A 25,548-nucleotide genomic window follows, 5' to 3' on the forward strand; every position below is an offset into this window, starting at 1 on the left:
ATTGTTTAAGTCTCTTCATCCTAAATCTCTTCATCATATGGCACATAATCTTTGCGCAGCGGATGGCCCACCCAATCGTCGGTGAGCAAAATCCGTTTCAAGTTGGGATGGCCCTCAAAGTGAATGCCCAAAAGATCATAGGCTTCCCGTTCAGGCCAGTTGGCTCCTGCCCAGATAGGCGTAATGGACGGAACACGGGCTTCGTCCCGGTCCGTCTTGACCCTTACGGCCACAGACTGGTTTTCCTTGTAGGAATAAAAATGATAATAGACTTCCATATGGGTCTCGTGGTCAATCCCGGCCAGGTGAGACATGTAGTCAAAGGCCAGCTGTTCATTCTCCTTCATGAACTGCGCCACTTCAAACCAGCGCTCTTTTTTGATCACCAGCGTCGGAACCTCTTTGGCCAGTTCATTGATATACGCCTCTTCAATCACGTCTTCCCCAAAATGATCCTTGATCACTTTGACATATTTGTCTAACAGCGGCTGGTTCTTGGACGGCTCTTTAGGCTTAGCCGCTTCTTCTTTGCCTTCCAAGGCCATTTTTTTCCGTGCTGCCGCTGCGGCTTTAGCCTTGGCTATGGCCGCCGCCTTCGCTTTGGCCTTGGCCTCGTCATCATCCCCGCCAGCCGCTTCCCGCTTAGCCTTAGCAGCTGCCGCCGCTTTCGCTTTGGCCGCTGCCGCTGCTTTAGCTTTAGCCGCTGCTGCCGCTTTAGCTTTAGCCGCTGCCTTGGCCTTGGCTGCCGCAGCAGCCTTGGCCTTTCTCAGCGCTTCTTCATCCATAGGCTGGTCATTTTTTTCCTGTCCCGTTTGTTCAGCTGCCAGGCGTTTTTCCTCAGGGGTGGGCTTCTTTTGTTCGTCGCTCATCGGTTGGTCACCCGCTTTCCGGTTTTGGCTTCATAACGGATTTTTTCCTGCAGCTTGTTAATGCCGTAAATCAATGCCGCCGGGTTGGGCGGGCAACCGGGAATATAGACATCAACCGGCACAATTTGATCCACACCCTTGACCACGGAGTAGGACTTGACATAGGGCCCGCCCGCCGTGGCACAGACCCCCATCGCAATGACCCATTTAGGATCTGGCATCTGGTCATACAAACGGCGCAGAACAGGTGCCATTTTCTTGGTTACTGTGCCAGCGACAATCATCACGTCTGCATGACGCGGCGAGGGACGGAAAACACCTGATCCGTAACGGTCCAAATCGTAATGGGAGGCCCCTGTGCCCATCATTTCAATGGCGCAACAAGCCAGGCCAAAGGTTAAGGGCCACATGGAGTTGCTGCGGGCCCAGGCTTTGATCTGATCTAAAGTGGTTAAAAACACATTGCGCTTAAGCTCTGCTTCTTCCTCCGGTGTAATATTTTCCAGTTTCAGATCCATTTTAACACCTTCTTCTTCCAAGCATAAACTAATCCCAGCAACAAGAAGATGACAAAGATCAGCATTTCAATCAAAGCAAAAAAGCCCAGCTTCTCATAAGCCACAGCCCATGGAATAATAAATACCGCTTCCACATCGAACAAAACAAAGAGCAAGGCGATGACATAATAGCGCACATTAAAACGCACCCAGCTGTCGCCAACCGGGTCATTACCGCTTTCATAAGTGATGCGCTTCGCCTCATACGGATTGTGCGGCCTGAGCAGGCGGCCTACTGTAAGCGCTATCACTGGTAAAAGTATACCAATCAAGATAAAAGCGGTCACCACAAGATAGTTGTTCTGGTACACATTAAAAAAATCCATGAACTTCTTTTCCCCCCATCGTTCGGTGGAAACAAGGCAAAACCCCTTTATCCAGCGCGCTAATCTTTGAACATTTTGAACATATGGATTTGGTATTTGCGACAAATCGCTAGAAACATAGAGCTTAATCCTACCTAACATTATATCAGATGTACTAAATACTGTCTAACAAAGTACTCTGCAAAAAATCCTGTGGCCCGCAGCTGTTTTGGAACCCACAGAACTGTGGCCCAACGGGAGGCTTTCAGGTAATGGGCTTCCGAAGCATTTCTTTTCACATTTTATAGCACCTGGCATATGATTGGTCAAAATACTCCCAGTTTTGTATAATTTCTATATCTACAATTACCTGCAGAGTCTGAGAACCTGGTAAGACTGACCAGTTAAACTTAAGGAAATGGAACAGGGGAGTGGGGCATGATGATCGATGTTATTGAGAAACTGAAAAACCTGCCAACAACGGCCATTTCAGATGCGTTGGGCGGTCTCTGTCATCTTGATCAGGCCATCAAGCCTTTGAAAGAAGAATGGAAAGTGGCCGGCAAAGCCTGCACTGTCAAATTGAGGGCGGCTGACAACAAAATGTTGCTGCAAGCCATGCGGGAAGCAGAAGAAGGAGATGTCCTGGTCATTGATGCCCGCGGTTATACGTATAATGCCATTTGCGGCGATTTTATGGTGGAGCTGGCCAAAGTACTGGGTATTGCAGGACTGGTCATCGACGGTGCGGTACGCGATGTGCAGGGCATCAAGGCAGTGGACCTGCCGGTATTTTGCCGGGGCATAACGGTAGCGGCAAGCGATAAAGCAGGCAGCGGCGAAGTGAATGTGCCCATCTCCTGCGCGGGGGCTGTTGTTCACCCGGGGGATCTTATTGTGGGAGATGCCGATGGAGTAGTGGTTATTCCCCAGGAAAAGGCGGAAGCCGTGTTGGCCAAAGCCCAGGAAAAGGTGCAAAAAGATTTGGAGCGGGAAGCCAAGGTCCTGGCCAGCCGTGAAGCAGCCATCGCCTATTTGGATAAAGCTTTGGGCAGCTAGAAAAAAACCTCCTTGCCCTTTGATGGACAAGGAGGTTTTTTTATGCCTTCTGGGCGTTTGAGAACCGGGTCATGATTTGCTGTTTGCCACCTGCAGGCGAACTTCGGCCCGTTCCAGGGCACGCTTGTGCCGCAGGTAATCTTTATCTGACTTGTCCAGACGCTTCAAAATGGTTTCATGGCGCGCCTTTGCCTTTTTTGCGCGCTCGACATCGATTTCTTCCGGCAATTCGGCTGTATCGGCCAAGATGTTAACCTTATCGGGACGCACTTCCAAAAACCCGCCGCTTACGGCAATCAGCGTTTCTTTATCCCCTTGCTTAATGCGGACAGGTGCCGTTTTGAGCGGAGTCACAAGGGGGATATGGCCAGCCATAACCCCCAGTTCACCCTCCACACCGCGGGCAATGACGATATCCGCCTCTCCTTGAAACACTTTCCGTTCAGGTGTGACGATATCAACTTGAACAGTTGCCATTGTTTATCCTCCCCTATCCCAGGGCATTACAGTTTCTTTGCTTTCTCAACCGCTTCGTCAATGGTACCCACCATGTAGAAGGCCTCTTCAGGCAAATTGTCATGTTTACCTTCCAGGATCTCTTTAAACCCGCGGACCGTTTCCTTTACCGGTACATATTTACCGGGCATGCCGGTAAACTGTTCGGCCACGTGGAACGGTTGAGAGAGGAAACGCTGGATTTTGCGGGCACGGGCGACGATCAGCTTGTCCTCGTCGCTTAATTCATCCATACCTAAGATGGCAATAATGTCTTGCAAATCGTTATAGCGCTGCAACACTTGTTGTACACCGCGAGCTACCCGGTAATGTTCCTCTCCTACGACGGCAGGAGAGAGAATCCGGGATGTGGAAGCCAGCGGATCCACAGCAGGATAGATCCCCATCTCGGCCAGTTTACGCTCCAGGTTGGTTGTAGCGTCCAGGTGCGCAAACGTGGTGGCCGGAGCAGGGTCTGTATAGTCGTCAGCCGGAACATAGATGGCCTGGATGGAAGTGATGGACCCTTTCTTGGTGGATGTGATCCGCTCTTGCAATTGACCCATCTCAGTGGCCAGCGTGGGCTGGTAACCTACCGCAGAGGGCATGCGTCCCAGCAAGGCAGATACCTCTGAACCGGCCTGGGTAAAGCGGAAAATGTTATCAATAAAGAGCAAAACATCCTGGCCTTCTCTGTCACGGAAATACTCAGCCATGGTCAAGCCGGTCAAAGCCACGCGCAGACGGGCTCCCGGCGGCTCGTTCATCTGGCCGAACACCATGGATGTTTTGGAGATAACGCCGCTGTCTTTCATCTCGTGATACAGGTCGTTACCCTCACGGGTACGCTCACCGACACCGGCGAATACGGACAAGCCGCCGTGCTCTTGGGCCACGTTGTTGATCAGCTCTTGGATCAAAACCGTTTTGCCGACACCCGCACCGCCGAACAGGCCGATCTTACCCCCTTTGGCATATGGAGCCAAAAGGTCAATCACTTTAATCCCTGTTTCCAAAATTTCATCGGCCGTGGAGAGCTCTTCAAATTCTGGAGCAGGACGGTGGATCGGGTGTCTCTCCTCTGCATTGACCTCTCCTTGCTCATCAATCGGTTCACCCAGCACGTTAAACACACGCCCCAAGGTGGCTTTGCCGACCGGCACAGAAATGGGGGCACCGGTATCTACCGCTTCCAATCCCCGAACCAGTCCATCCGTGGAAGCCATGGCCACGCAACGGACAACGTTATCTCCAAGATGGACGGCAGCTTCAACGGTTAAAGTGCCACCTTGCGGCCGCTCGATGGTAATCGCATTGTAAATATCGGGCAGTTGTCCACTTTCAAATTGGATGTCAACAACAGGACCCATAACCTGGATGATACGTCCTTTATTCACGCGTTTTCCCTCCTCGCTTTACCTATCTTAAAGCATTGGCTCCTGCGACAATTTCGGCGATCTCTTGCGTAATGGCAGCCTGGCGGGCACGGTTAAATTGCAGGGTCAAGGTTTCAATCATTTCCGAGGCGTTGTCGGTTGCATTGCCCATCGCGGTCATCCGTGCGCCAAACTCACTTGCTTTGGCATCTAAAAGGGCGCTGTAAATCAGCGTTTCTGCATACTTGGGCAGCAACACTTCCAAGACCGATTCACTGTCCGGTTCGTATTCATAGACACTGACCGGCCCATTGAGCACCTCTTCAGAGGTCAGGGGAAGCAGTTGCTTCTCCACGGGGCGCTGCACGATCGGGCTGACAAATTCATTATAAAAGATGGTCAGCTTGTCAAATGTTTCATCGGCGAACATGCTAATGGCGCTCTGGGCTATGTCCTGAATCTCTACCAAAGACGGGGTGTCCGAAATGCCCGTCACCTCTTCCACAACCGGATAGCCCCGCTTCTTAAAGAAATCCCGCCCTTTGCGTCCAACGGCAAAGATCACATACTCGTCTTTGGACTGATGGCGCTCCTCGATCGTTTTGGACACCAGGCGTAAAATATTGGCGTTATACGGTCCAGCCAATCCCCGGTCTGAGGTGATCACCATGTAGCCCGTCTTCTTCACCGGACGGGCTTCCAGCATGGGATGGCTAAAATCTTTGGTGCCTGCAGCAATGCTGGAGATCACTTCTTTAATTTTATCCGCGTAGGGACGGGCATTCTCAGCCGTTTCCTGCGCACGGCGCAGTTTGGCTGCAGCCACCATCTTCATCGCTTTGGTGATTTGGCGTGTATTTTTAACCGAGCGGATACGCCGTTTAATCTCTCTCATTCCTTGCATGACGCATTCACCACCTTTTTCCTCTGATTAACAAGGGGCTTAGGCAGACGGGGTAAAGCCTTTCTTAAATTCCTCAATCGCTGCATCCAGTTCTTTGGTGTCCGGCAGTTCGCCTGTCTGGCGGATATGGTCGAGCAAGGAATCTTTATTCGCCCGCATAAAGCTTAACAGTTCTTCTTCAAAACGGCGTACATCCTCCACCGGAATGTCGTCCATAAATCCGTTGGTCACCGCATAGATGCTGATCACTTGTTCTTCAACCGGCATCGGTTTGTGTTCATCTTGCTTAAGGATTTCGACGGTGCGCTCACCACGGTTTAATTTGGCCTGGGTGGCTTTGTCCAGGTCTGAGCCAAACTGGGCAAAAGCTTGCAGTTCACGGTACTGGGCCAGGTCCAAACGCAAGGTACCGGCCACTTTTTTCATCGCTTTAATTTGGGCGGCACCTCCTACACGGGAAACAGAGATACCGACGTTAACAGCCGGACGCACACCGGAGTAGAACAGATCGGACTCCAGGAAGATTTGCCCGTCCGTAATAGAGATCACGTTGGTTGGGATGTAGGCAGAGACGTCGCCAGCCTGGGTTTCGATAAAGGGCAGGGCTGTCAAAGAACCGCCGCCTTTTTCATCGCTCAGTTTAGCGGCACGCTCTAAAAGGCGGGAGTGTAAATAGAATACATCGCCAGGGTAAGCTTCCCGTCCAGGCGGACGTCTTAACAGCAAGGACAGCTCACGGTATGCTGCCGCCTGCTTGGACAAGTCATCGTAAACCACAAGGGCATGCTTGCCTTTATACATAAAGTATTCGCCCATGGCGCATCCCGCATAAGGCGCCAGATAAAGCAGCGGTGCGGGTTCAGAAGCAGAGGCTGTCACCACAATAGTGTAATCCAGTGCGTCGTGCTGGCGCAGTGTTTCCACGACACCGGCGACTGTGGATTGCTTCTGGCCGATGGCAACGTAAATACAAATGACGTCTTGTCCCTTTTGATTAATGATGGTGTCAATGGCAATGGTGGTTTTACCGGTCTGGCGGTCACCGATGATCAGTTCACGCTGACCGCGCCCAATCGGAATCATGGAGTCAATGGCTTTAATCCCGGTTTGGAGCGGCTCATGGACTGATTTACGATCCATGACGCCGGGTGCAGGTGATTCAATGGGACGGTACTCGGCCGTTTCAATCGGGCCACGTCCGTCAAGGGGCTGACCAAGGGGATTGACTACGCGGCCAAGCAAGGCTTCGCCTACAGGCACCTCCATAATGCGTCCTGTACGCTTCACTTGCGTGCCTTCCCGGATTTCCGTGTAAGGCCCGAGAATGACGACACCCACGTTGTCTTCTTCCAAGTTTTGGGCCATCCCCATGACCCCGTTCTCAAATTCTAAAAGTTCCCCGGCCATAACCTTTTCCAGGCCATGCACGCGGGCAATGCCGTCACCAACCTGGATAACGGTGCCCACTTCCACCACTTCAAGATCTGCTTCATAGTTCTCAATCTGCTTTTTGATTAGCGCACTGATTTCTTCAGGTCTGATGCTCATCTCGTTCACCCCAATCCTCTAGCTTTTGGTTGTTGCGATTAAACGTTCAAAGCGGGAGAGTTTGCCGCGGACAGTTCCATCGTAGATTAGATCCCCGATTTTGACGGTGATACCGCCCAGCACACCCTTGTCCACAACAAAATGCAAACGGACTTTTTTGCCTGTCATGCGGGCTAATTGTTGGCGCAAGACCTCCTGCTTTTCCGGTAACAGAGGGGTAGCTGTAGTCACCACCACATCAACCAGACCTCGCACTTCATTGGCCAGTCTGACAAAATAGGTGGCAATCGCGCTCAGTTCATTTTCACGTTCACGGTCCACCAACAACCGCAACAGGGAGAGGGTGGTTGGGGACAGCTGGTCCGCAAACACCGTGCCGATAAGCTCTTTCTTGGTTTCCTTTTTCACCAATGGATGGGTGAGGAACCTGACCAGGTCTGGATTTTCCCGGAGCACCTGATCTGTATATTGCAAATCTTGCTCAATTTTATCCAGTTCCTCCCGCTCTTTGGCCACTTCAAACAAAGCTTTGGCATACCGTTTGGCTACTGCACCCATTTTTTGGTCCCTACCTCTTTCAGGAAATCATCAATCAATTGCTGCTGTTGCTTTGGATCCAGTTCCTTTTCAATCACTTTACTGGCTAAAAGAACCGAAAGCTGTCCCATTTCCTTTCGCAAAGCCTCAACCGCTTTTTCTTTCTCACGCTCAATTTCCTTGCGGGCCACACTTTTATACTGATCCACTTCAGCTTTGGCTGCACGGATGATCTCCTCAGCCTGTTTCTCGCTGGTGTTACGTGCATTTTCCAATATGGTTTTGGCATCTTTTTTCGCTTGCTCCAGGTTGGCGCGTTGTTCGGCCAGCAACTTTTCCGCTTCGGCCCGGTTGCGCTTGGCCTCTTCCAAATCTTTTTCAATTTGATTGGCCCGTTTTTCCATAACATTCATCAACGGGCCAAAAGCGTATTTGCGGAGCAAAAGAAAAAGAATGATGAACATGAGCAAAGAAAACAGCATATCGCCCCAGCGGACGGAACCCAACTCCAACATCTTGTTCACTCCCTTCACATCTATTACCATACCTTTTACCCTAAAAAGAAAACTTGGCTTGCGCCAAGTTGGAGTGCGGGCGTAAGCCTTAGGTGCACATCAAGGTGCAAAGGAAAGGCGAAGGCCGTTCACTGGCCTCGCCATGCTTCCATTTTCTTTTGAGTTATTGTCCTAAGGCAATGAAGGCAATCACAACCGCGAATATCGGAATTGCCTCAACCAGACCGATACCAATGAACATTGTGGTTTGCAGCACACCACGTGATTCAGGCTGACGTGCAATCCCTTCAATCGTACGGCTTACAATGTTGGATACACCAAAGCTGGCGCCGAGAGCGGCTAAACCCACAGCAATGGCTGCAGCTAAGACTCCCATTATAATTCCTCCTTTCACATAATCGACAACTTGATGCAAGCAAATATATAGTCAACCTCAAAAGAAAGTTGAGATGAGGTCACACAACTGTACACACTCCCATATTTGGAAAGACAGACAGAAAAAGATAAACTGTACACTCTGGCCACACGGCATCCGTTTAATGATCAGGCTCCACTTTCTGTGCAATATACACCAGCATTAAGATGGTAAAAACGAAGGCCTGAATCCCACCCATGAAGATACCGAAAGCTTGCCACACAATCATTGGCAAAGCAAAGATAACGACGGCGACCACACTGGCCACTCCTGCTCCGGCCAGCATCCCGGCCAATGTTTCTTTGGCAAAAATATTACCAAACAGTCGCAAGCCTAGGGTTAATGTCTTGGTGAACTCTTCAATTATATGTAGCGGAAATTGCCAAGCCTGTGGCTTAAAATAATGGAAGAAGTAATCTTTAAATCCTAGCATGCGGATGCCCAATATATTGGACAGAACAATGACCGCGGTCGCCAGTGTCAAAGTGACATGCGGGTCGGAAGTTGGCGCTTTCCATAGAATGTAATCATTGGTTGTGGTGATCTTGAACGGTATGCTGAGGAAGTTACCAATGAAAATAAACATGATAAACGCCAAAGCCAGCATCACCAACTGGTTGTTACGCTGGTGAACATGCATGGTGCTGGCCATAAGACCGCGGATAAATTCCACCATCCATTCCATAAAGTTTTGCATGCCTGACGGTTTGCCTGTCTGGGCCTGCCGGGCACCTGCATAAGCAATGGCAAAGGTTAACGCGGCAGTGATGGTCACCATGAGGACAACCGTCAAACTAAACTCCAGGCCTAAAAAGGTAAATGTCGGATCTTTATATTTCAACCAGTATTCACCCCTTTCCCCTACTTCCCTTGTTTCAGTTGAGTATATATAGCATCGCCTATGGCGAATACTGTCGGCAGAACCAGGCCCAACACCAGGCCGGTGTATTCGAAATGCTGGGGGTAGGTCATAACCGTCACGGTAGCAAGCGCAACCAATGCCAGCCGGGTAAAGGTCCCCAAACTGGGCAGTCTGTCACCTTGTGCCACAGCTTGTCCAAAACGATGAACACGCTTGGCCAGGTGCACGACACCGATATAACCGATGCCGAGTCCCAATGCCATTCCAGCCAAGAAAGGAGGGGCGCCGCCAAATCCCCAGCCCAGGACTATGACGGCCAGGGTAAAAAAGAAAAAGCGGGTTAAACGCGTGATACGTCCTGTCAAATTTTCCAGCATGGTGCACTCCACTTTTACAGAAACTTTTTAACCACGGGAATAATACTTAAAATGCCGGCTCCCAGTCCCGCTAAAACGCCAATAATGAGTCCCAATGGTTCCGTGCCCAGCCACTGGTCAGCTTGACGCCCTAACCAATAGCCGATAACCGTACACGCAGCCAGATCTATGCCGATTAAGCTGACAACAGACAAGGCTTGCCACGGGGGTTTGGAAGCCACCACTCAGAAGCCCCCTTTTTTGGGCAGATATGTTGAACTATTCAATCGTTTACAGCACAAAATATGGGACAACGAACTAATACCTGTTATATCGTATAATATTGACTTATTTTTGTCAATGTAAGGGGCATCATTTTAACTTACCAAAATTATAAAATTATCCAGGCACAACCAGACAGGGCAAAACAGGCATGATTAATCTTGGCTGTACTGCTCCAAAGCTTGGGACACCTGCACCACCCGGTTGAGAAAAGTTTCAATCTGTTCCCGGGTTTTGCGCTCCTTGCTGACGAAACGCATAATTTCCTTCCCCTTCCGGTAAGCGATAAAACTGGGGATGCCGAATACATTCAGTTCCTGGCACAATTCAAGCAGCTGGTCCCGATCCACTTTGTACATGGTCAGATAGGGTTTGAAGGCTTCTTCCACTTCAGGCATAAACGGCTCAATAAAGCGGCAGTCCGGGCACCATTCTGCGCTAAACAGCATCACCGTGACCCCGTCTTTGATGGCTTGATCATAGGCTTCGACGCTTGTGATGGTTTGCATGTCCTAACCTCCTGTTACTAAATTTTGCGGACCTGTGTGGGTTTTCCCGTGTACGCTTCCGGCCGCAATGTTACGGCCGCTCCACAATGGTGGCCACCCCTTGGCCGCCTCCTATGCACAACGTGGCCAAGCCCCGTTTGGCCTTTCTGCGCTTCATTTCATACAAGAGCGTGACCAGGATGCGGGCGCCGCTGGCTCCGATGGGATGACCCAGCGCAATGGCGCCGCCATTCACATTAACAATATCCGGGTTCCAGCCCAGTTCTTTGCCCACAGCAAGAGACTGGGCGGCGAACGCTTCATTGGCCTCAATTAAATCTATGTCTTCCAGGGACAGGCCCAGCTTGGCCAAGGCCTTCTGCGTGGCAGGGACAGGACCGATGCCCATGATGGCTGGATCGACGCCGGCATGCCCGTTAGCCCGGATCACAGCCAGAGGCTCAAGTCCCAATTCCGCCGCTTTGTCGCCTGACATGACCAGCACCGCCGCAGCGCCGTCATTGATGCCTGACGCATTGCCTGCCGTCACCGTACCATCTTGCTTAAAGGCTGGGCGCAGTTTGGCCAGTGACTCGGCCGTCACACCCTTTCTGGGAAACTCGTCGGTGTCAAACAAAAGCGGTTCCCCTTTCTTCTGCGGCACCTCCACAGGCACAATCTCTTCTTTAAACCGGCCCTCGGCCAGGGCGCGTTCGGCTTTTTGCTGGCTTAAAGCGGCAAATTGATCCTGTTCCTCCCGGCTGATGCCGTATTTTTCGGCCAGGTTTTCAGCCGTAATGCCCATGTGGTAGTTGTTCATGGCACAGACCAGTCCGTCCCGCAACATGCTGTCCACAACCTCTTGATCCCCCATGCGGTAACCTTGGCGTGCTTTGGGCAACAGGTAGGGAGCCATGCTCATATTTTCCATGCCTCCGGCCACGACGATATCCGCCTCTCCCACTTGAATGGCCTGGGCAGCCAAGTGAACCGCTTTCAATCCGGAGCCGCATAATTTGTTGATGGTCATCGACGGGACTTGGTGGGGAAGCCCGGCTTGGACCGCTGCTTGTCTGGCCGGCCCTTGGCCCAGTCCGGCTTGCAAAACATTGCCCATAATCACTTCATCCACCTGTCCAGCTTCAACACCGGCCCGCTTCAAGACTTCTTTAATCACCACCGCTCCCAATGTGGTGGCCGGCACCTGGCTTAAAGTACCTCCAAAATTGCCGATCGCTGTCCGCGCAGCACTGACAATCACGACTTCTCTCATCCTGGGAGACCCTCCTTTTTAGCGCTTTCAATCATTATTATTCGTAAAAAAGGGCTCCATTCCTGCCTGTGAACAGGAAGTGGGCCCTTATGTTGCCTTGTGTATGGCATTTGCCTTGTATCGTATTCTGCCTGCAGGATTACATCAAGGCGTGTTTGGGTTCAGTCACTAGCTGGTCACAGGAAGACCCTGAAAAGGGGCCGGACGCTCCGCCCGGCGGCCGAAATAATGGAGAATGGCCTCCACGATCCGCCTTGATGCCTGCCCATCCCCGTAAGGATTGGACGCCTTGGCCATTTGTTCATACAACCGGTCGTCGGTTAATAATTGATGGGCCAGCTGGTAAACATCCTCTTCTTGGGTGCCGGCCAGTTTGAGCGTGCCGGCCTGAACCCCTTCCGGCCGTTCAGTGGTGTCACGGAGAACGAGCACTGGAACGCCAAGGGACGGTGCTTCTTCCTGAATGCCGCCGGAGTCGGTCAGGATCAAATGGGCGCGGGATGCAAAATTGTGAAAATCTAAGACATCAAGGGGCTCAATGAGGTGAATGCGCTGGTGCCCGCCCAAGATCTCAGCGGCTGGCTCCCGCACCGCAGGGTTGAGATGGACCGGATAAACCACCTGAATATCTGGATGATCCTCCACCAGTCTCCGGACCGCTCTGAAGATGCGGCGCATGGGGTCACCCAGATTTTCCCTCCGGTGGGCGGTCATGAGCACCATCCGGGAGCCCTCCAGCTGCTCCAAGATCGGGTGGGTGTAATTGTCCCGCACCGTCGTTTTTAAGGCGTCAATGGCTGTATTACCGGTGATATAAATCGCCTCGGCAGGCTTGTGTTCCTGCAACAAGTGTTCTGCCGCCCGCTGGGTCGGGGCAAAGTGCAAATCGGCCAGCACCCCTGTCAGTTGACGGTTCATTTCTTCGGGGTAAGGGGAGTCCTTCCGGTAGGTCCTCAAGCCGGCTTCGACGTGCCCCACGGCCACCTGATGATAAAAAGCAGCCAGGCTGGCCACAAAGGTGGTGGTCGTATCCCCGTGGACCAGAATCATGTCAGGCTTAGCCTCTTGAATAACGGCTTCCAGTCCTTCCAATGCCCTGACCGTCACCTGGGTCAAGGTTTGGCGGGCCTGCATGATATTGAGGTCATAGTCTGGAGCAATATTAAACAGGCGCAACACCTGATCCAGCATTTCCCGATGCTGGGCCGTCACGGTCACGAGGGATTCAATCTCTTGCTCATGTTTGTTGAGTTCGTGGACGAGCGGTGCCATTTTGATTGCTTCAGGGCGTGTCCCAAAAATGGACATTACCTTGATTTTACCCATACCGATTCTCTCCTTATACTGTTGAACACTATTTAACCGGAACAACACCTGGGGGGAAGGTTGACCGGCGCCGTCACCGGCCAACACATCTCCTTATTTGGTGCCAAACAGCCGGTCGCCGGCATCACCCAGGCCGGGAATGATATACCCTTTTTCATTCAGTTTCTCATCCACGCTGGCAACATAGATATCCACGTCTGGATGTTCCCTCTGCATCCGTTCAATGCCCTCCGGGGCAGCGATCAGGCACATCAGTTTGATATTGGACGCCCCCCGTTTTTTCAGCGAGTGGATGGCCGCCACGGCTGAGCCTCCCGTGGCCAGCATGGGGTCAATCACGATAAAATCGCGCTCCTCAATGTCGCTGGGCAGCTTCACGTAATACTCCACAGGCTCCAGCGTGTCGGGATCCCGGTACAAGCCGATATGTCCCACTTTGGCCGCCGGAATGAGCTTCAAAATGCCGTCCACCATACCCAGTCCCGCACGCAAAATAGGCACCAGACCGATTTTCTTGCCTGCTAAAAGATATGACTTGCACTTGGCCAGAGGCGTTTCTACTTCCACTTCCTGTAAAGGCAAATCTCTGGTGATTTCATAAGCCATTAATGCGGCCACTTCATCCACTAATTCGCGGAACTCCTTGGTTCCCGTTTCCTTGCTACGGATATAGGTTAATTTATGCTGAATCAATGGGTGGTCGAAAACGTAAACTTTGCTCATGGCAACTCCCTTCTCTTAATTCTGCTGGGCTTGTTGCGGTGATAATCAAACTTTATGATGACAGATTATTGAACAGTTGATCACAGTTCGGGATAGAGCGGGAAGCGTTCCGTCAGCTGCCGGACCCGTTCTCTCGCTTCTTGCTGTTTCCTTTCGTCCTCAGGATGTTTGAGCGTCAGGGCCATGAGGTCGGCAATTTCTTCCATTGCTTGTGTATCAAATCCTCTGGTTGTGACCGCTGCCGTGCCAATACGGATGCCGCTCGTGACAAACGGGCTTTCCGGGTCAAACGGAATCGTGTTTTTATTGCAGGTAATGCCCACCTCATCCAGCAGGTGTTCGGCCTGTTTACCCGTCAGATTGAAGTTGCGCACATCGATCAGGATCAAGTGGTTGTCCGTTCCGCCGGACACCAGCTTGAATCCGCGCTCAATCAGACTTTCGGCCAATTGTTTGGCGTTGTCAATTATAGCCTGGGAGTATGCTTTAAATTCAGGACTGAGCGCTTCCTTGAACGCGACCGCTTTGGCCGCAATGATGTGCATCAACGGCCCGCCCTGCATACCAGGGAAGACAGCTTTATCGATCTGTTTGGCGTATTCAGCTTTACATAAAATTAAACCGCCCCGGGGTCCGCGCAATGTTTTGTGCGTGGTAGAGGTGACGAAATCGGCATAAGGAACCGGTGAAGGATGATGGCCGGTAGCCACCAGTCCAGCGATGTGGGCCATATCCACCATCAGTAAGGCCCCCACTTCATCGGCAATCTCTTTTAAGCGGGCAAAATCGATCACGCGCGGGTAGGCGCTTGCGCCAGCCACGATCAGCTTGGGCTTGTGTTGCTTGGCCTTCTCCAATACCTGGTCATAGTCTATCCGGTGCGTGTCCGGGTCTACACCGTAATCAACAAAGTTGTACAGGGTTCCGGAAAAGTTGACCGGACTGCCGTGGGTCAAGTGGCCCCCGTGGGAGAGATTCATGCCCAATACCGTGTCACCCGGTTGTAGAACGGTAAAATAAACGGCCATGTTGGCTTGGGCGCCCGAATGGGGCTGAACATTGGCATGTTCAGCGCCAAACAGTTTCTTCACCCGTTCTCTGGCCAGTTCCTCAGCCACATCCACGTGTTCACAACCACCGTAATAGCGGCGGCCCGGATAACCTTCCGCATATTTATTGGTCAGCACGCTGCCCATGGCTTCCAAAACAGCCCGGCTGACAAAGTTCTCGGAGGCAATCAGCTCAATTTTGCTGCGCTGGCGGCCCAGTTCCGCCTGAATCGCCGCATAAATTTCCGGATCTTGCTTATGCAGGATGTCCATCCCTTGCTTCCCCCTTTTATCCATTCGGTACAGATCAAGTTCAGCACAATGAATATGTACTTTTAACTACTATAGCAAATCAACACAGTAAATCAATCCCTTTTCTCCAGTTCGTAAATGGCCCTTGATCCCCCGATCAGTTTGGGACGTGTCTTGGCCATGGTCACATGGGCCTCCCCCACTTGTTTGAGCGTGCCCCTGACTGGCACTGCCACATGTTTAAGGTGCATGCCGATCAAGGTATCGCCAATATCGATCCCTGCATGGGCCTGGATATGTTCCACCATGACCGGATCAGCCAAGTGGCGGTAAGCATAGGCTGCCATCGCTCCCCCTGCTTTGGGGGCCGGGATGACCGTCACTTCTTCCAGTTGAAACAGCTCAGCCGTGTTCCGTTCCACCACCAGGGCCCGATTCAGATGTTCACAGCATTGATAGGCCACATGAAACCCATGGGCCTGGCGCGTCTCTTCCACGGCATTGAAGATCGCCTCCGCCACAGCTTCGCTGCCATGGGTGCCGATCTTTTGCCCCAGCACTTCGCTGGTGCTGACCCCCAGCACCAAAATCTGCTTCGGTCCCAGGGGATATTGGGCCAAAAGGTCCTGGAGCACCTGCCGGGTTTGGGCATAGATGGAGGTTAACTTCATCTGCTCACCCCCTTGTTTCCTCCAGCGCAGTGATCTTCTCCACGCGGCGGGCGTGGCGTCCCCCTTCAAACTCGGTCTCCAGCCACACTTTCACAATCTCTTTGGCCAATCCGGGACCAATCACCCGCTCTCCCATGGCCAATACATTGCTGTCATTATGCAAACGGGTCATCCTGGCGCTAAAGGTATCATGCACGAGGGCACAGCGGATGCCCTTAATTTTATTGGCTGTAATAGACATGCCGATCCCCGTTCCACAAATCAGAATACCCCGCTCAAATTCGCCCTCAGCCACCTTCTGGGCCACAGGAGAAGCATAATCGGGGTAATCCACAGATTGGCAAGAGTGACAGCCGAAATCTTCCACCTCATGACCTAATTCCACCAACATGCTTTTGATCTCTTCCTTCAAACGATAGCCTCCATGATCTGAGCCAATGGCAATTTTCACGGTTTATCCCCCTTGAACGTGAACCTGTTTTCGTTGCTATTATACCCTCAAAAAGTAAAGCGACTAATTTTTTCATGCAAGTTTTTCGCCTCATGTTCCAATACTTGCGCAGTGGCAGCAATCTCTTCCATCACCGCCGTCTGCTCTTCAACAGAGGCGGCCACTTGCTGGGCTCCGGCTGATGTTTGTTGGGAGACGGCGGCCACCCCTTGCGCTTCATCCAGGGTCCGTTTCATGGCCTGTGTTTGTTCTTCAGCCAGCCGGGTAATATGGGAGATGGCATCCACCACTTTGTGAATGGAACGGCTGATGGCTTCCAGGGCTTCCCGGGCGGCTGCTCCTTTAGCCGACTCCGTCTCAGCCCGGGCCACCTGGGCTTCAATCTGCTTCACCACTTGATCCACACCCTGGTGAATGTGGTTGATCAACGCTGTAATGCGCCCTACGGCCTGCCGGCTTTCATCCGCCAGCTGGCGCACTTCCTGGGCCACCACTGCAAACCCCCGCCCATGTTCACCGGCCCGGGCCGCCTCAATGGAAGCATTAAGGGCCAGCATATTGGTTTGCTCGGCAATATCCCCCACCATTTCCGTAATTTCATTAATTTCCTGCGCTTGCTTCTCCAGACGGGAAACCACTTGCAATGAGTCTTGATTAAGGGCGGCTAAATGGTCCATCCCTTCGATCAGGGAACGGACCGACTCACTGCTCTGGTTCAAGGCCTTGACCATTTCTTTTGCCAGTTGCTGTGATTCCTGGGCGTAACGGTTCACCTCTTCAGCCATGTCCGACGCTGATTCCACCGATTCCACCGCAGCCTGGACACTGGCCGCAGACCGTTCAGCGCCGGAGGCAATTTCTTCAATGGTGCGGCTGATTGTTTCCGCCTGCTCCGCCGCCGAATCGGAAGCTTGTGACAGCTCCTCCACCTGCCGGTTGGTTTGCTCAAAATGATGGGAAATATCTTTCACCATGCCCTGCAATTGATCTACCATTTGGTTAAAAGCGTGGCCCAAGGCCTTGACCTCGTCGTCGGAACGATACCCCTCAAACTTGACCCGCAAATCTCCGGTCGCGGCAGTGTGCATCGCTTGGGCCAAACGCTGAATGGGTTTAGAGATCCGCTTGGCGGCAACATAGCCCAGAATACCTGACCAAATGACGCCCAGGCTGAAAGTGAGCAGTGTGAAAGACACATCGCTCACCCCGGGAAAATACTCACTGACCACAAAAATGAAAAAGGCACTGCAACCATAAGTGATCAGCGCCAGCGTCACAACCCCGGCAACCATCTTTTTCTGCAAACTGAACTTATAGCGCTGCTTTACTTTGTTGTTCACAACCCATCCTCCTCAATGCTAAAAGGGACTCTTTTCTATTTACATTCCCCAACCGTAAGCAGAGTCCCTTCTTTAAGGATATCAAATTTGTGACAATTTGGAGAATGAGTTGTATAAAACGAGATTAATCTGAGCGGCCATCTTTCTGGACAAAACGGTCCAGCCACTCATCAATTTCCTTCAACGTTGCCGCGTACACGTCCTTGTCTCCGCCAAACGGATCAGAGATATTGGGATCTTCATGATCCGGATCTACATAGGCTTTCAGCGTAAAGATGATGTCTCTCTTATCTGGAAACTGCTCTTTCAACCTGTGCGTGTGGGCCTCCGTCATAGTCAGCACCAAATCGGCCCACTCCATCAGCTCAGGCGTCACCATCTGGGACTGATGTTCAACCGTAATGCCCTGTTCACTGAGTAATTGTTTAACATGGCCGGACGCATCCTGGCCAGGTAAGGCAGCCAGGCCGGCCGATTTCACCTCATACTGTTCACCTGCTTTGTGCCGCAACAAATATTCCGCCATGGGACTGCGGCAGGTATTGCCTGTACACACAAATAAAATATGTTTCAAACAGATCCCTCCTTACCCATTATTCTATGCGCCTCAGTTGTTCCCGCTATGTATCAGTTTTGAACGGTTCAGAACAGGAACTTCAAGCCAATAGTTAACAATATCACGCCGCCAACGGCCTCGCTATATTGCCCGATCCAGTCTCCCACATACCGGCCCAAAATTAACCCCAGCACGGTCAGCACCAGACCGGAAACACCGAACAGGACAATAGCCAGCCAGGTATTAACAGAAAACAAACCGAGGGACAATCCAACGGAAAAGCTGTCCATACTCACACTAATGGAACACAGGAGCAAGCCCACTCCTGTTGTCTTCAGCCACTGGGACGGCGCAGCGGCGCTAAACAGGGAGGAATAGACCATGTGAATCCCAAACAAGATCAGCAATATCCCCCCGATCGAGAGCACCAAATGCCCAACGATATCTCCGATCACCTGTCCAAGCATGATACCGGTCAAAGGCATGAGAATATGGAACAGGCCATTACATAAACCAATGGCTGCCATTTGTCTGAAGCCCAGCCGCATCATGCCGATACCTAAACACATGGAAAAGGCATCCAGACCCAGGGCAACGGCCATCAGGCCTAACGTGATCAGCTCTCCAGCGTGAACAGCGTCCAGCACCAATCCTCCCCCCTTGTCTCTTTCAACATATGCGAGGGGGAAGGAAATCAGTACAAGCCAGACGCTTTTTACTGCTTGATAAAGTTCATCCGCAGGCTTCAATGTGTGCTTGAAGAGTTTGACAGCGGCCTTGGTTCCAGCATGCGTCCCTGGGCCGCCTTGTGCAAACGGTTCATAATAGCCTCGCCCACAGCTTCAGGCGGAAAAGATTCAATGTATATTTTTTGCATGCGCGCCTGATCCACCTGGCGCAAGGCATCATAGATCCGCTGAGCCACGGTTTGGAGCTCTTCCCTGTCACCAAGGGAGAGCACCAAATCAGCTGAATAGCATGACAGGCCATCATCTGTTGTTAACACAGCCACTGTATAGCCCTGTTGCCGGTCCCGGTTGACACAGTCCTGAATGAAGCGGCGCATCTCTTGAATGCCCTTAGCCAAAGAGACAAGAAAAACCTCTCCGTCCGGCGCATAATGTTTATATTTCATCCCCGGTGAACGGGGGCGGAAGGTTTGGGGGCTGTGGGCCAGTTCCATGCTGTGCTTGAGGGCAGGGTCCACGTCAACGGGGCCAATCACCGCTTCCAGCTCCCCTTTGGTCACCCCGCCCGGACGCAAGAGAACCGGAACTTCTCCTGTGACATCCACAACGGTTGACTCCAGGCCGATCCCCGTTTCTCCTCCGTCCAAGACACCCACAATCCGGCCGGCCAAATCATGCCACACATGCTCTGCCCGGGTGGGACTGGGTTTTCCAGAACGGTTGGCACTAGGTGCTGCCAGTGGTTTGCCGCAGGCCTCAATCAGTGCCAGCGCGACAGGATGTGCTGGCATGCGTACGGCCACCGTGTCCAAACCAGCTGTGACGATCCGGGAAACTTGACTGCCGCAGGGCAGAACCAAGGTTAACGGTCCTGGCCAAAACTTTTCCATTAAGATCCGGGCTTTGTCCGGTACTTTATCCACAATCCCTGCCAACTTATCCACACAGGAGATGTGGACAATTAAGGGGTTATCCGCCGGTCTTCCTTTAGCGGCAAAAATTTTTTGCACAGCCTTGTCCGATAAAGCATTGGCGCCTAATCCATAAACCGTCTCAGTGGGAAAAGCGACCGGTTCATCCCTGTTGATCCAGCTGGCCGCTTCTTGAATATGTGGATGAGTGATTAAGTTGTCAACATCTTTATCCACAATGTTGTGGATATCCCAATATTTGGTCTGCCATTGGTGTTCCATGAGCGCCCAAACTCCTTTGCCTGAAACCTGGTGTGTCTCCCAGCTTTGGCCGCGACATACTCCCACCACCTGCGCTAACGCTTAGAAGTGGGAGACTTCTGTCGGAGGTAAGTTAAAGTTTATTATACCCTTTCCAGGCACCTCCTCGCACCTGTTTAAACAAGATTAAAACAAGCAAACCTGTCCAAATCAAAAAGCGGTGCTTTCCCTCAGGTTGCCTAACCACAGTACGGGAAAACACCGCTACGAATCCTTATCCCTTTGGGGCTAAACAAACAGACTTTTCACCTTAGCCAACAGTTCCACCAAGAAAAAGCGGATCTCAAGCTCTTGCTCTCCATCATCTGCTCCATCATCTGCTCTATCATCTGTTGCCCCAGCGAGCCCGGTGTCTTTCTTTTGCCCGGCACCATCCCGGAAACCCTCCCGGTCATCTGCCCGTTGATCCGCAACGGTTTCAGTCTCCAAAACATCTCCGGTCCCAAAGTCTACAAAACAGAGGGGGGGAAAGAGGACACACCACCAATTTTCTCCCTGCCCGGCTCCGATCGTAATCAGCACGCCTTCATATTCCCCTGCTGGATACAGACGGCTGCCATACAACTTAGTCGGAAAGGGAATCTGTCCATAGCGGACACTGTAGGAATAGTTAAAACCCCGCGACTGAATCGTTTGACCGACCACCTGTTCCAGCTCGTCCAGGGAACCGGCTATGACCTCCCGGGCTTCAGCAATGTCCTCCATGTCACCTGCCCACTGGCTCACCAGCTCCACCACTTCGCCCATCACTTCCTCTTTCAGCCACTGATCCCTGGGGCTGTCACTGTTGGCCAAGATACGCAAGCGGAGCGACTCTTCTGGAATCTCTGTCTCTACCACCAGCGAAGCAGCTGTCGCCCGCTGGTATTCCCAGCTCATCACCACAATCACCAGTCCGGTCAGCACATACATATACAGCTGGTAAAAGCGTTTGTTCATCTTGGTTTCCCCTCTCCAAGGCCATGCTTTGCGCTTTGTTGCTCTATGGTCCTTTACCTGTTCTCTCGTTAGTCTCAGCTTGGACTAAAGCGCCGGAATTTAAACCTTGGAGAAGGGAAGTTTTGTCCGACAAATCTCGTCAAGCTTCTATTTTAGCCACCACGACCCGCCCGATGCCCTGCCAGTCAGGGATGACTGAACACTGTGCTTCAGGATACACGGCCTGTATGATGGCGATCACCTCTTCCGCCTGCCCCCGGCCGACCTCAAAGGCCAAAACACCCGGCCGGTTTAACACGGCGGGAGACTGGCGGACAATCTGCTTGTAACCCAAGAGCCCGCCGTCCCCAGCGAAAAGGGCCAGGTGGGGCTCATAGTCCACCACTGTCCGGTCCAAAACATACCGTTCCTCAAGGGAGACATAGGGAGGATTGGAGACAATCACGTCTACCTTGTGCCCCGTTTCAATTAAGGCTTGCAGCCAGTTGCTGTGCATCAATTCCACTTTGGCCTGCCAGCGCTCGGCATTGATTTTAGCTACCTTCAAGGCAGCAGGAGAAATATCTACGGCCAGCATCTCCAGCGGAGAAGCCATTGGTCCGTCTTGAGCGGGTTGTCCCTGACCTCCATTCCCCTCACCCTGGCGGCCACCAGCCGTTTCCAGCGCAAGGGTAACAGCGATTGCCCCGCTGCCAGTGCCCACATCGACCGCTTTAAGGGGCCGTCCTTTAGGGGGCTGGCTGCCAGCTCTAACGGGCTGTCCAGGGGAGGCCATCCTTCTTTCTCCGCGGTTCTTCCGCTCCCACCAGTTACTCTGCCACAGCTTTAACACCGCTTCAACCAATAACTCTGTCTCCGGGCGGGGAATCAGCACGTTCCGGTTCACCACAAACTCACGGCCGTAAAACTCGGCGGACCCCAGCACATACTGATAAGGTTCTCCCTGCAGGATACGCTCCAGATACGCGACAAATGTTTCTTTCTGCTCCTCAGGCAGCGGTTGATCCAGCATGTTCAAAAATTCGGCCCGCCCTGCAGCCAGCACATGGGTTAAAACCCATTCTGCCACTTTGGGGTTGAGGCCCGCTTGCTGCAATAAAGAAGAAGCCCAGACCAGGGCTTCTCGGCAAGTGCGCATCGTTTTCGGTTGATCCATCAGGCTTCCTGACGCTCCAGAAGGGCCGTCTGTTCGTGCACAATGAGCGCATCAATGATTTCATCCAGCTCGCCGTTTAACACTTGGTCCAGTTTGTGCAGCGTAAGGCCGATGCGGTGGTCGGTGACACGGCTTTGCGGGAAATTATAGGTGCGGATGCGCTCACTGCGGTCCCCCGTTCCTACGGCAGACTTGCGGATGCTGGCATACTCGTTCTGGGCCTCTTGCAGATACTTGTCATAAACGCGGGCACGCAAGATTTTCATCGCTTTCTCTTTATTTTTATGCTGGGATTTCTCATCTTGACAAGAGACAACGATTCCGGTCGGGATGTGGGTCAAGCGTACGGCCGACTGAGTGGTGTTGACACTTTGCCCGCCGGGACCGCTGGAACAGAATACATCCACGCGAATATCCTTCTCATCAATCTCCACATCAATTTCCTCCGCCTCGGGCAGGACCGCTACAGTGGCCGTGGAGGTATGGATGCGCCCGCCGGACTCCGTCACAGGAACGCGCTGGACACGGTGGGCTCCACTTTCATATTTTAAGCGGCTGTAAGCGCCTTTACCATTAATGGAAAAAATAATCTCTTTGTAACCGCCCAGATCATTGGGGTGGGCTTCGATCACTTCAATCTTCCAACCCTTATCTTCCGCATAGCGGGTATACATTTTGTACAGATCCCCGGCAAACAGGCACGCTTCATCACCGCCCGCTGCCCCGCGGATCTCCACAATGACGTTTTTCTCATCATTGGGATCTTTGGGGAGCAGGAGAATTTTTAACCTTTCTTCCAATGCTTCTTTTTTTTCACTCAGGACGGCAATTTCCTCTTTGACCATCTCCCGCAGTTCATCATCCAGTTTCTCTTCCAGCATCGATTTGGCATCCGTTAATTGCTGGACCACATCTTTATACTCACGGTAACACGTTACCGTTTCTTCCAGTTCCGACTGCTCCTTGGAGTAGTCGCGCAATTTCTTCGGATCACTGGCCACGGCCGGATCCGACAGCAAGCGGTTCAATTCTTCGTAACGATTTTCCAATGCTCGTAACCGGTCAAACATGAAGCCTTCACTCCCTTCACTTCATGGCAATGGCGGCAGCGCGGTTCATAGCTTTCCTTGGCCCCCACCAAAATAACCGGATCGTCCACATGGGCCGGCTCTCCGTTGATCAGCCGCTGGGTCCGGCTGGCGGGTGCCCCGCAACAGGCACACACGGCCTGCAATTTGGTCACATATTCGGCACAAGCCAATAAAAGCGGGGTGGGGCCGAAAGGTTGTCCACGGAAATCCTGATCCAGACCGGCACAGATGACCCGTTTCCCTTGATCGGCCAAATACTGGGCCACCTCCACCACCGTCTCATCAAAAAACTGGACCTCGTCGATGGCCACACATGCCGTCTCGTTGCGTACCTGTTCCGCAATGTGGCTGGCCTGTTCCACGCAAGTAGCGGGGATGGAGACCCCATTATGGGAAACCACAGCCACCTCGCTGTAACGGTTATCAATGACCGGTTTAAACACTTGGGTGGGTTGTTTAGCATAACGGGCCAGACGCACCCTGCGGATTAATTCTTCGCTCTTGCCCGAAAACATGCTGCCGCAAATCACTTCAATCCATCCGTCTCGCTTGTTTACATACATCAATCAAAGCGCCCCCAAGCTTCATAATCAACATGAACAAGCCACATGGGTAGTAAAAAACAGGCAAGCATTCTTGCCTGTTTTCCATCGCCAACACACGGTTGTGCCGCTGCTCGCAAACACACGGTTGTGCCGCTGTTTACTGCAGGTTGTATTTTCTTTTGAAACGGTCCACACGCCCGCCTGCATCAACATATTTTTGCTTTCCGGTAAAGAACGGATGGCAATTGGAGCAGATCTCCACGCGCAGGACTTCGGCCTTGGTGGAACCCGTTTCAAACTCATGTCCGCACTGACAAACCACTTTGGTTATATGATAATTAGGGTGAATGCCTTGTTTCATCTTCTCTCACTCCTTTTTGCCCTGAATCAACCGAAACAGAGTTCCTTCAAAACATATCATATTATAGCATGGTTCAATTCTTTTTGGCAACCGGACCAGGAGAGAAGATGATGGAAAATAGACATCAGGGGGCAGGGCTGACAGGAGTAAGAACGACGGACGATCAAAACTGGGGAAGATAGTGAATGGGATTCAGGGGCTTATTGTTCAGGCGCACTTCAAAGTGAAGATGGTAACCGGTGGCATTTCCCGTCATACCTTGGTAGCCCAGCACCTCCCCTTCGGCAATGGACTGCCCCTTGCTGACCATGATTTGGCTGAGGTGGGCATAGTAGGTTTCCACACCCTGGCCATGATCGATAATGACCATGTGGCCGTAACCTCCCCTATGGTAATAGGCTTGCTTCACCACCCCGCCCCGTGCGGCACGCACCGCTGCCTCTTTTTCAGGGTTGGCAATGTCCAGCCCATTGTGCATGCGCCCCCACCTCATGCCAAAGGGACTGGTGATCTGCCCTTTTAGCGGCCAGGAGAAAAGGCCGATTTCGCTTGCCGAAACAGCACCTGTTGAGGCCGCTGAACTCTCGGGAGAAGCTGAGTTTACTGTTCTCTCCTGCTCATTGCCTTCTGTTGTGCGGTTGGCCGTGCGGCTGGTGACAGTGACAGGCGCTTTGTGCTGCGGGGGTGTCAGCACAGGTTGGTGAACCGGCTCCGGGGGAACAGTCGGAATGTTGATCATCTGGCCGGGAAACACCGTCCTGTTATTGAAACGTAACTGGGCGTTGTGGGCGAATAACTCCTCCAAACTGACACCATGCCGTTTGGCAATGGTCTCTAAGGTATCTCCATGCCGGACCACGTATTCTATTTCTTTCAACCGAATCTTCAATTCTTGCCCTTCCCGGATAAAATTTTTATTGGCTATCCCGTTCTGCTCCACAATTTCCTTCACGGGGATGCCAAACGTTTGGGCAATGCCCGACAAGGTGTCCCCCGCTTGGACAATATAAGTGACGTACTCCTCCCTGTCCTCTTCTTCCACTTCCAAGTGAAACCGGTTGAGAGGATTGGTATAGTGACGCAGCGCTTTTTCAAGCAACTCCGCTTCCAGCTCTTCTAAGTCCTCGTCCAGATAGCCGCCTTCCCGCAGCTCAGAGGCTTCTCCATCCATGGCCTGCCAGGCAGCACCGCCCGTTAAAACCAGGGTTGTCGCCACCACTTTTTTCACTGAGCCCAAAAAACGTCCCTCCTTCAGGCAGCATTATTTACAATCCTATGCTTCCAGGCAAAAAAATATCACCACCTGTACTCTCTTGAAGGCGGTCA

At 52.2% G+C, this 25,548-nt stretch carries 31 protein-coding genes; 1 reads left to right on the plus strand and 30 read right to left on the minus strand.

The features are described from left to right. Positions 1 to 20 precede the first annotated feature (20 nt). Genes IEW48_RS17425 through IEW48_RS09090 form a run of 3 tightly spaced genes read right to left on the minus strand, consistent with a single transcriptional unit; the run spans position 21 to position 1,752 of the window. Positions 21 to 869, minus strand: coding sequence for an NADH-quinone oxidoreductase subunit C (locus tag IEW48_RS17425; RefSeq protein ID WP_188623536.1), 849 nt, complete (start codon positions 867 to 869; stop codon positions 21 to 23). Beyond that, positions 866 to 1,387, minus strand: coding sequence for a NuoB/complex I 20 kDa subunit family protein (locus IEW48_RS09085; protein WP_188623537.1), 522 nt, complete (start codon positions 1,385 to 1,387; stop codon positions 866 to 868). The genes IEW48_RS17425 and IEW48_RS09085 overlap by 4 nt, the downstream gene beginning before the upstream one ends. Further along, the gene (locus IEW48_RS09090) at positions 1,378 to 1,752 is read right to left on the minus strand and encodes an NADH-quinone oxidoreductase subunit A (protein WP_188623538.1); all 375 of its coding nucleotides are present in this window, start codon (positions 1,750 to 1,752) and stop codon (positions 1,378 to 1,380) included. Before IEW48_RS09090 ends, IEW48_RS09085 begins: the two co-directional genes overlap by 10 nt. Before the next feature lie 417 nt (positions 1,753 to 2,169). On the opposite strand from IEW48_RS09090, the gene IEW48_RS09095 reads away from it, so the two are divergent. Then, a complete protein-coding gene (locus IEW48_RS09095; RefSeq protein WP_188623539.1) occupies positions 2,170 to 2,790 on the plus strand; it encodes an RraA family protein in 621 nt (206 codons plus the stop codon). A gap of 69 nt (positions 2,791 to 2,859) precedes the next feature. Here the strand turns inward: IEW48_RS09095 and IEW48_RS09100 are convergent, their stop codons facing one another. From IEW48_RS09100 to IEW48_RS09230, 27 genes are all read right to left on the minus strand, one after another. Continuing rightward, positions 2,860 to 3,267 (minus strand): F0F1 ATP synthase subunit epsilon, encoded by a 408-nt coding sequence (locus IEW48_RS09100; RefSeq protein WP_188623540.1) that lies wholly within the window; start codon positions 3,265 to 3,267, stop codon positions 2,860 to 2,862. A gap of 26 nt (positions 3,268 to 3,293) precedes the next feature. Further along, positions 3,294 to 4,682 carry a F0F1 ATP synthase subunit beta gene (gene atpD / locus IEW48_RS09105; RefSeq protein ID WP_007506142.1) on the minus strand — a complete coding sequence of 463 codons (1,389 nt, stop codon included), beginning with the start codon at positions 4,680 to 4,682 and terminating at the stop codon, positions 3,294 to 3,296. A gap of 22 nt (positions 4,683 to 4,704) precedes the next feature. Beyond that, entirely contained in the window at positions 4,705 to 5,565 is an 861-nt protein-coding gene (gene atpG, locus IEW48_RS09110) for an ATP synthase F1 subunit gamma (RefSeq protein ID WP_188623541.1), read from the minus strand. Between the two features lie 39 nt (positions 5,566 to 5,604). Beyond that, the gene (gene atpA, locus IEW48_RS09115) at positions 5,605 to 7,113 is read right to left on the minus strand and encodes a F0F1 ATP synthase subunit alpha (protein WP_042686057.1); all 1,509 of its coding nucleotides are present in this window, start codon (positions 7,111 to 7,113) and stop codon (positions 5,605 to 5,607) included. An 18-nt stretch (positions 7,114 to 7,131) separates the two neighbouring features. Continuing rightward, on the minus strand, positions 7,132 to 7,671 hold the full coding sequence (locus IEW48_RS09120) for a F0F1 ATP synthase subunit delta (protein ID WP_188623542.1): 540 nt from the start codon (positions 7,669 to 7,671) through the stop codon (positions 7,132 to 7,134). Continuing rightward, on the minus strand, positions 7,659 to 8,165 hold the full coding sequence (atpF, locus tag IEW48_RS09125) for a F0F1 ATP synthase subunit B (RefSeq protein WP_007506146.1): 507 nt from the start codon (positions 8,163 to 8,165) through the stop codon (positions 7,659 to 7,661). Before atpF ends, IEW48_RS09120 begins: the two co-directional genes overlap by 13 nt. Positions 8,166 to 8,328: 163 nt before the next feature. Then, positions 8,329 to 8,541 (minus strand): F0F1 ATP synthase subunit C, encoded by a 213-nt coding sequence (gene atpE / locus IEW48_RS09130; protein WP_188623543.1) that lies wholly within the window; start codon positions 8,539 to 8,541, stop codon positions 8,329 to 8,331. 160 nt (positions 8,542 to 8,701) lie between these two features. Beyond that, complete coding sequence (gene atpB, locus IEW48_RS09135; RefSeq protein WP_188623544.1) at positions 8,702 to 9,421, minus strand: F0F1 ATP synthase subunit A; 720 nt, start codon at positions 9,419 to 9,421, stop codon at positions 8,702 to 8,704. A gap of 20 nt (positions 9,422 to 9,441) precedes the next feature. Beyond that, a complete protein-coding gene (locus IEW48_RS09140; protein ID WP_188623545.1) occupies positions 9,442 to 9,819 on the minus strand; it encodes an ATP synthase subunit I in 378 nt (125 codons plus the stop codon). A 14-nt stretch (positions 9,820 to 9,833) separates the two neighbouring features. Then, complete coding sequence (locus IEW48_RS09145; RefSeq protein WP_188623546.1) at positions 9,834 to 10,043, minus strand: AtpZ/AtpI family protein; 210 nt, start codon at positions 10,041 to 10,043, stop codon at positions 9,834 to 9,836. Positions 10,044 to 10,235: 192 nt separating this feature from the next. Then, positions 10,236 to 10,589, minus strand: coding sequence for a thioredoxin family protein (locus IEW48_RS09150; protein WP_188623547.1), 354 nt, complete (start codon positions 10,587 to 10,589; stop codon positions 10,236 to 10,238). 70 nt (positions 10,590 to 10,659) lie between these two features. Continuing rightward, on the minus strand, positions 10,660 to 11,841 hold the full coding sequence (locus IEW48_RS09155; RefSeq protein WP_188623548.1) for an acetyl-CoA C-acetyltransferase: 1,182 nt from the start codon (positions 11,839 to 11,841) through the stop codon (positions 10,660 to 10,662). Positions 11,842 to 12,009: 168 nt separating this feature from the next. Continuing rightward, complete coding sequence (wecB, locus tag IEW48_RS09160; protein WP_188623549.1) at positions 12,010 to 13,167, minus strand: non-hydrolyzing UDP-N-acetylglucosamine 2-epimerase; 1,158 nt, start codon at positions 13,165 to 13,167, stop codon at positions 12,010 to 12,012. 93 nt (positions 13,168 to 13,260) lie between these two features. Next, a complete protein-coding gene (gene upp, locus IEW48_RS09165; protein WP_188623550.1) occupies positions 13,261 to 13,890 on the minus strand; it encodes a uracil phosphoribosyltransferase in 630 nt (209 codons plus the stop codon). Between the two features lie 80 nt (positions 13,891 to 13,970). Further along, positions 13,971 to 15,212: a serine hydroxymethyltransferase gene (gene glyA, locus IEW48_RS09170; RefSeq protein ID WP_188623551.1), complete on the minus strand. Its 1,242-nt coding sequence runs from the start codon at positions 15,210 to 15,212 to the stop codon at positions 13,971 to 13,973. Positions 15,213 to 15,304: 92 nt separating this feature from the next. Further along, the gene (locus IEW48_RS09175) at positions 15,305 to 15,862 is read right to left on the minus strand and encodes a TIGR01440 family protein (protein WP_007506156.1); all 558 of its coding nucleotides are present in this window, start codon (positions 15,860 to 15,862) and stop codon (positions 15,305 to 15,307) included. Positions 15,863 to 15,866: 4 nt separating this feature from the next. After that, complete coding sequence (gene rpiB, locus IEW48_RS09180) at positions 15,867 to 16,313, minus strand: ribose 5-phosphate isomerase B (RefSeq protein WP_007506157.1); 447 nt, start codon at positions 16,311 to 16,313, stop codon at positions 15,867 to 15,869. A gap of 47 nt (positions 16,314 to 16,360) precedes the next feature. Further along, positions 16,361 to 17,653, minus strand: a complete 1,293-nt coding sequence (locus IEW48_RS09185; RefSeq protein ID WP_188623552.1) for a methyl-accepting chemotaxis protein — start codon at positions 17,651 to 17,653, stop codon at positions 16,361 to 16,363. 124 nt (positions 17,654 to 17,777) lie between these two features. Further along, positions 17,778 to 18,227: a low molecular weight protein arginine phosphatase gene (locus IEW48_RS09190; protein ID WP_188623553.1), complete on the minus strand. Its 450-nt coding sequence runs from the start codon at positions 18,225 to 18,227 to the stop codon at positions 17,778 to 17,780. Between the two features lie 68 nt (positions 18,228 to 18,295). Next, the gene (locus tag IEW48_RS09195; RefSeq protein ID WP_371874855.1) at positions 18,296 to 18,811 is read right to left on the minus strand and encodes a manganese efflux pump MntP; all 516 of its coding nucleotides are present in this window, start codon (positions 18,809 to 18,811) and stop codon (positions 18,296 to 18,298) included. Positions 18,812 to 18,954: 143 nt separating this feature from the next. Continuing rightward, positions 18,955 to 20,091: an L-threonylcarbamoyladenylate synthase gene (locus IEW48_RS09200; protein ID WP_188623555.1), complete on the minus strand. Its 1,137-nt coding sequence runs from the start codon at positions 20,089 to 20,091 to the stop codon at positions 18,955 to 18,957. A gap of 267 nt (positions 20,092 to 20,358) precedes the next feature. Beyond that, positions 20,359 to 21,069 (minus strand): stage II sporulation protein R, encoded by a 711-nt coding sequence (gene spoIIR, locus IEW48_RS09205; protein ID WP_188623556.1) that lies wholly within the window; start codon positions 21,067 to 21,069, stop codon positions 20,359 to 20,361. Between the two features lie 139 nt (positions 21,070 to 21,208). After that, positions 21,209 to 22,225 carry a peptide chain release factor N(5)-glutamine methyltransferase gene (prmC, locus tag IEW48_RS09210; protein WP_188623557.1) on the minus strand — a complete coding sequence of 339 codons (1,017 nt, stop codon included), beginning with the start codon at positions 22,223 to 22,225 and terminating at the stop codon, positions 21,209 to 21,211. Beyond that, positions 22,225 to 23,295: a peptide chain release factor 1 gene (gene prfA, locus IEW48_RS09215; protein WP_188623558.1), complete on the minus strand. Its 1,071-nt coding sequence runs from the start codon at positions 23,293 to 23,295 to the stop codon at positions 22,225 to 22,227. Before prfA ends, prmC begins: the two co-directional genes overlap by 1 nt. Next, the gene (locus IEW48_RS09220) at positions 23,250 to 23,879 is read right to left on the minus strand and encodes a thymidine kinase (protein ID WP_188623567.1); all 630 of its coding nucleotides are present in this window, start codon (positions 23,877 to 23,879) and stop codon (positions 23,250 to 23,252) included. Before IEW48_RS09220 ends, prfA begins: the two co-directional genes overlap by 46 nt. Positions 23,880 to 24,018: 139 nt before the next feature. Continuing rightward, positions 24,019 to 24,222, minus strand: coding sequence for a 50S ribosomal protein L31 (gene rpmE / locus IEW48_RS09225; protein ID WP_007506168.1), 204 nt, complete (start codon positions 24,220 to 24,222; stop codon positions 24,019 to 24,021). Positions 24,223 to 24,385: 163 nt separating this feature from the next. After that, a complete protein-coding gene (locus tag IEW48_RS09230; RefSeq protein ID WP_229704006.1) occupies positions 24,386 to 25,450 on the minus strand; it encodes a M23 family metallopeptidase in 1,065 nt (354 codons plus the stop codon). Between the last annotated feature and the right edge of the window lie 98 nt (positions 25,451 to 25,548).

It is taken from the genome of Caldalkalibacillus thermarum, assembly GCF_014644735.1.
Taxonomy (GTDB): domain Bacteria; phylum Bacillota; class Bacilli; order Caldalkalibacillales; family Caldalkalibacillaceae; genus Caldalkalibacillus; species Caldalkalibacillus thermarum.

Coding starts and splice junctions, on each gene's coding strand:
- IEW48_RS17425 (WP_188623536.1), bottom strand. CDS start 869: ATGAGCGACGAACAAAAGAAGCCCACCCCTGAGGAAAAACGCCTGGCA.
- IEW48_RS09085 (WP_188623537.1), bottom strand. CDS start 1,387: ATGGATCTGAAACTGGAAAATATTACACCGGAGGAAGAAGCAGAGCTT.
- IEW48_RS09090 (WP_188623538.1), bottom strand. CDS start 1,752: ATGGATTTTTTTAATGTGTACCAGAACAACTATCTTGTGGTGACCGCT.
- IEW48_RS09095 (WP_188623539.1), top strand. CDS start 2,170: ATGATGATCGATGTTATTGAGAAACTGAAAAACCTGCCAACAACGGCC.
- IEW48_RS09100 (WP_188623540.1), bottom strand. CDS start 3,267: ATGGCAACTGTTCAAGTTGATATCGTCACACCTGAACGGAAAGTGTTT.
- atpG (WP_188623541.1), bottom strand. CDS start 5,565: ATGCAAGGAATGAGAGAGATTAAACGGCGTATCCGCTCGGTTAAAAAT.
- atpA (WP_042686057.1), bottom strand. CDS start 7,113: ATGAGCATCAGACCTGAAGAAATCAGTGCGCTAATCAAAAAGCAGATT.
- IEW48_RS09120 (WP_188623542.1), bottom strand. CDS start 7,671: ATGGGTGCAGTAGCCAAACGGTATGCCAAAGCTTTGTTTGAAGTGGCC.
- atpF (WP_007506146.1), bottom strand. CDS start 8,165: ATGTTGGAGTTGGGTTCCGTCCGCTGGGGCGATATGCTGTTTTCTTTG.
- atpE (WP_188623543.1), bottom strand. CDS start 8,541: ATGGGAGTCTTAGCTGCAGCCATTGCTGTGGGTTTAGCCGCTCTCGGC.
- IEW48_RS09140 (WP_188623545.1), bottom strand. CDS start 9,819: ATGCTGGAAAATTTGACAGGACGTATCACGCGTTTAACCCGCTTTTTC.
- IEW48_RS09150 (WP_188623547.1), bottom strand. CDS start 10,589: ATGCAAACCATCACAAGCGTCGAAGCCTATGATCAAGCCATCAAAGAC.
- IEW48_RS09155 (WP_188623548.1), bottom strand. CDS start 11,841: ATGAGAGAAGTCGTGATTGTCAGTGCTGCGCGGACAGCGATCGGCAAT.
- wecB (WP_188623549.1), bottom strand. CDS start 13,167: ATGGGTAAAATCAAGGTAATGTCCATTTTTGGGACACGCCCTGAAGCA.
- upp (WP_188623550.1), bottom strand. CDS start 13,890: ATGAGCAAAGTTTACGTTTTCGACCACCCATTGATTCAGCATAAATTA.
- glyA (WP_188623551.1), bottom strand. CDS start 15,212: ATGGACATCCTGCATAAGCAAGATCCGGAAATTTATGCGGCGATTCAG.
- IEW48_RS09175 (WP_007506156.1), bottom strand. CDS start 15,862: ATGAAGTTAACCTCCATCTATGCCCAAACCCGGCAGGTGCTCCAGGAC.
- IEW48_RS09195 (WP_371874855.1), bottom strand. CDS start 18,811: ATGGCCGTTGCCCTGGGTCTGGATGCCTTTTCCATGTGTTTAGGTATC.
- IEW48_RS09200 (WP_188623555.1), bottom strand. CDS start 20,091: ATGGAACACCAATGGCAGACCAAATATTGGGATATCCACAACATTGTG.
- spoIIR (WP_188623556.1), bottom strand. CDS start 21,069: ATGAACAAACGCTTTTACCAGCTGTATATGTATGTGCTGACCGGACTG.
- prmC (WP_188623557.1), bottom strand. CDS start 22,225: ATGGATCAACCGAAAACGATGCGCACTTGCCGAGAAGCCCTGGTCTGG.
- prfA (WP_188623558.1), bottom strand. CDS start 23,295: ATGTTTGACCGGTTACGAGCATTGGAAAATCGTTACGAAGAATTGAAC.
- IEW48_RS09220 (WP_188623567.1), bottom strand. CDS start 23,879: ATGTATGTAAACAAGCGAGACGGATGGATTGAAGTGATTTGCGGCAGC.
- rpmE (WP_007506168.1), bottom strand. CDS start 24,222: ATGAAACAAGGCATTCACCCTAATTATCATATAACCAAAGTGGTTTGT.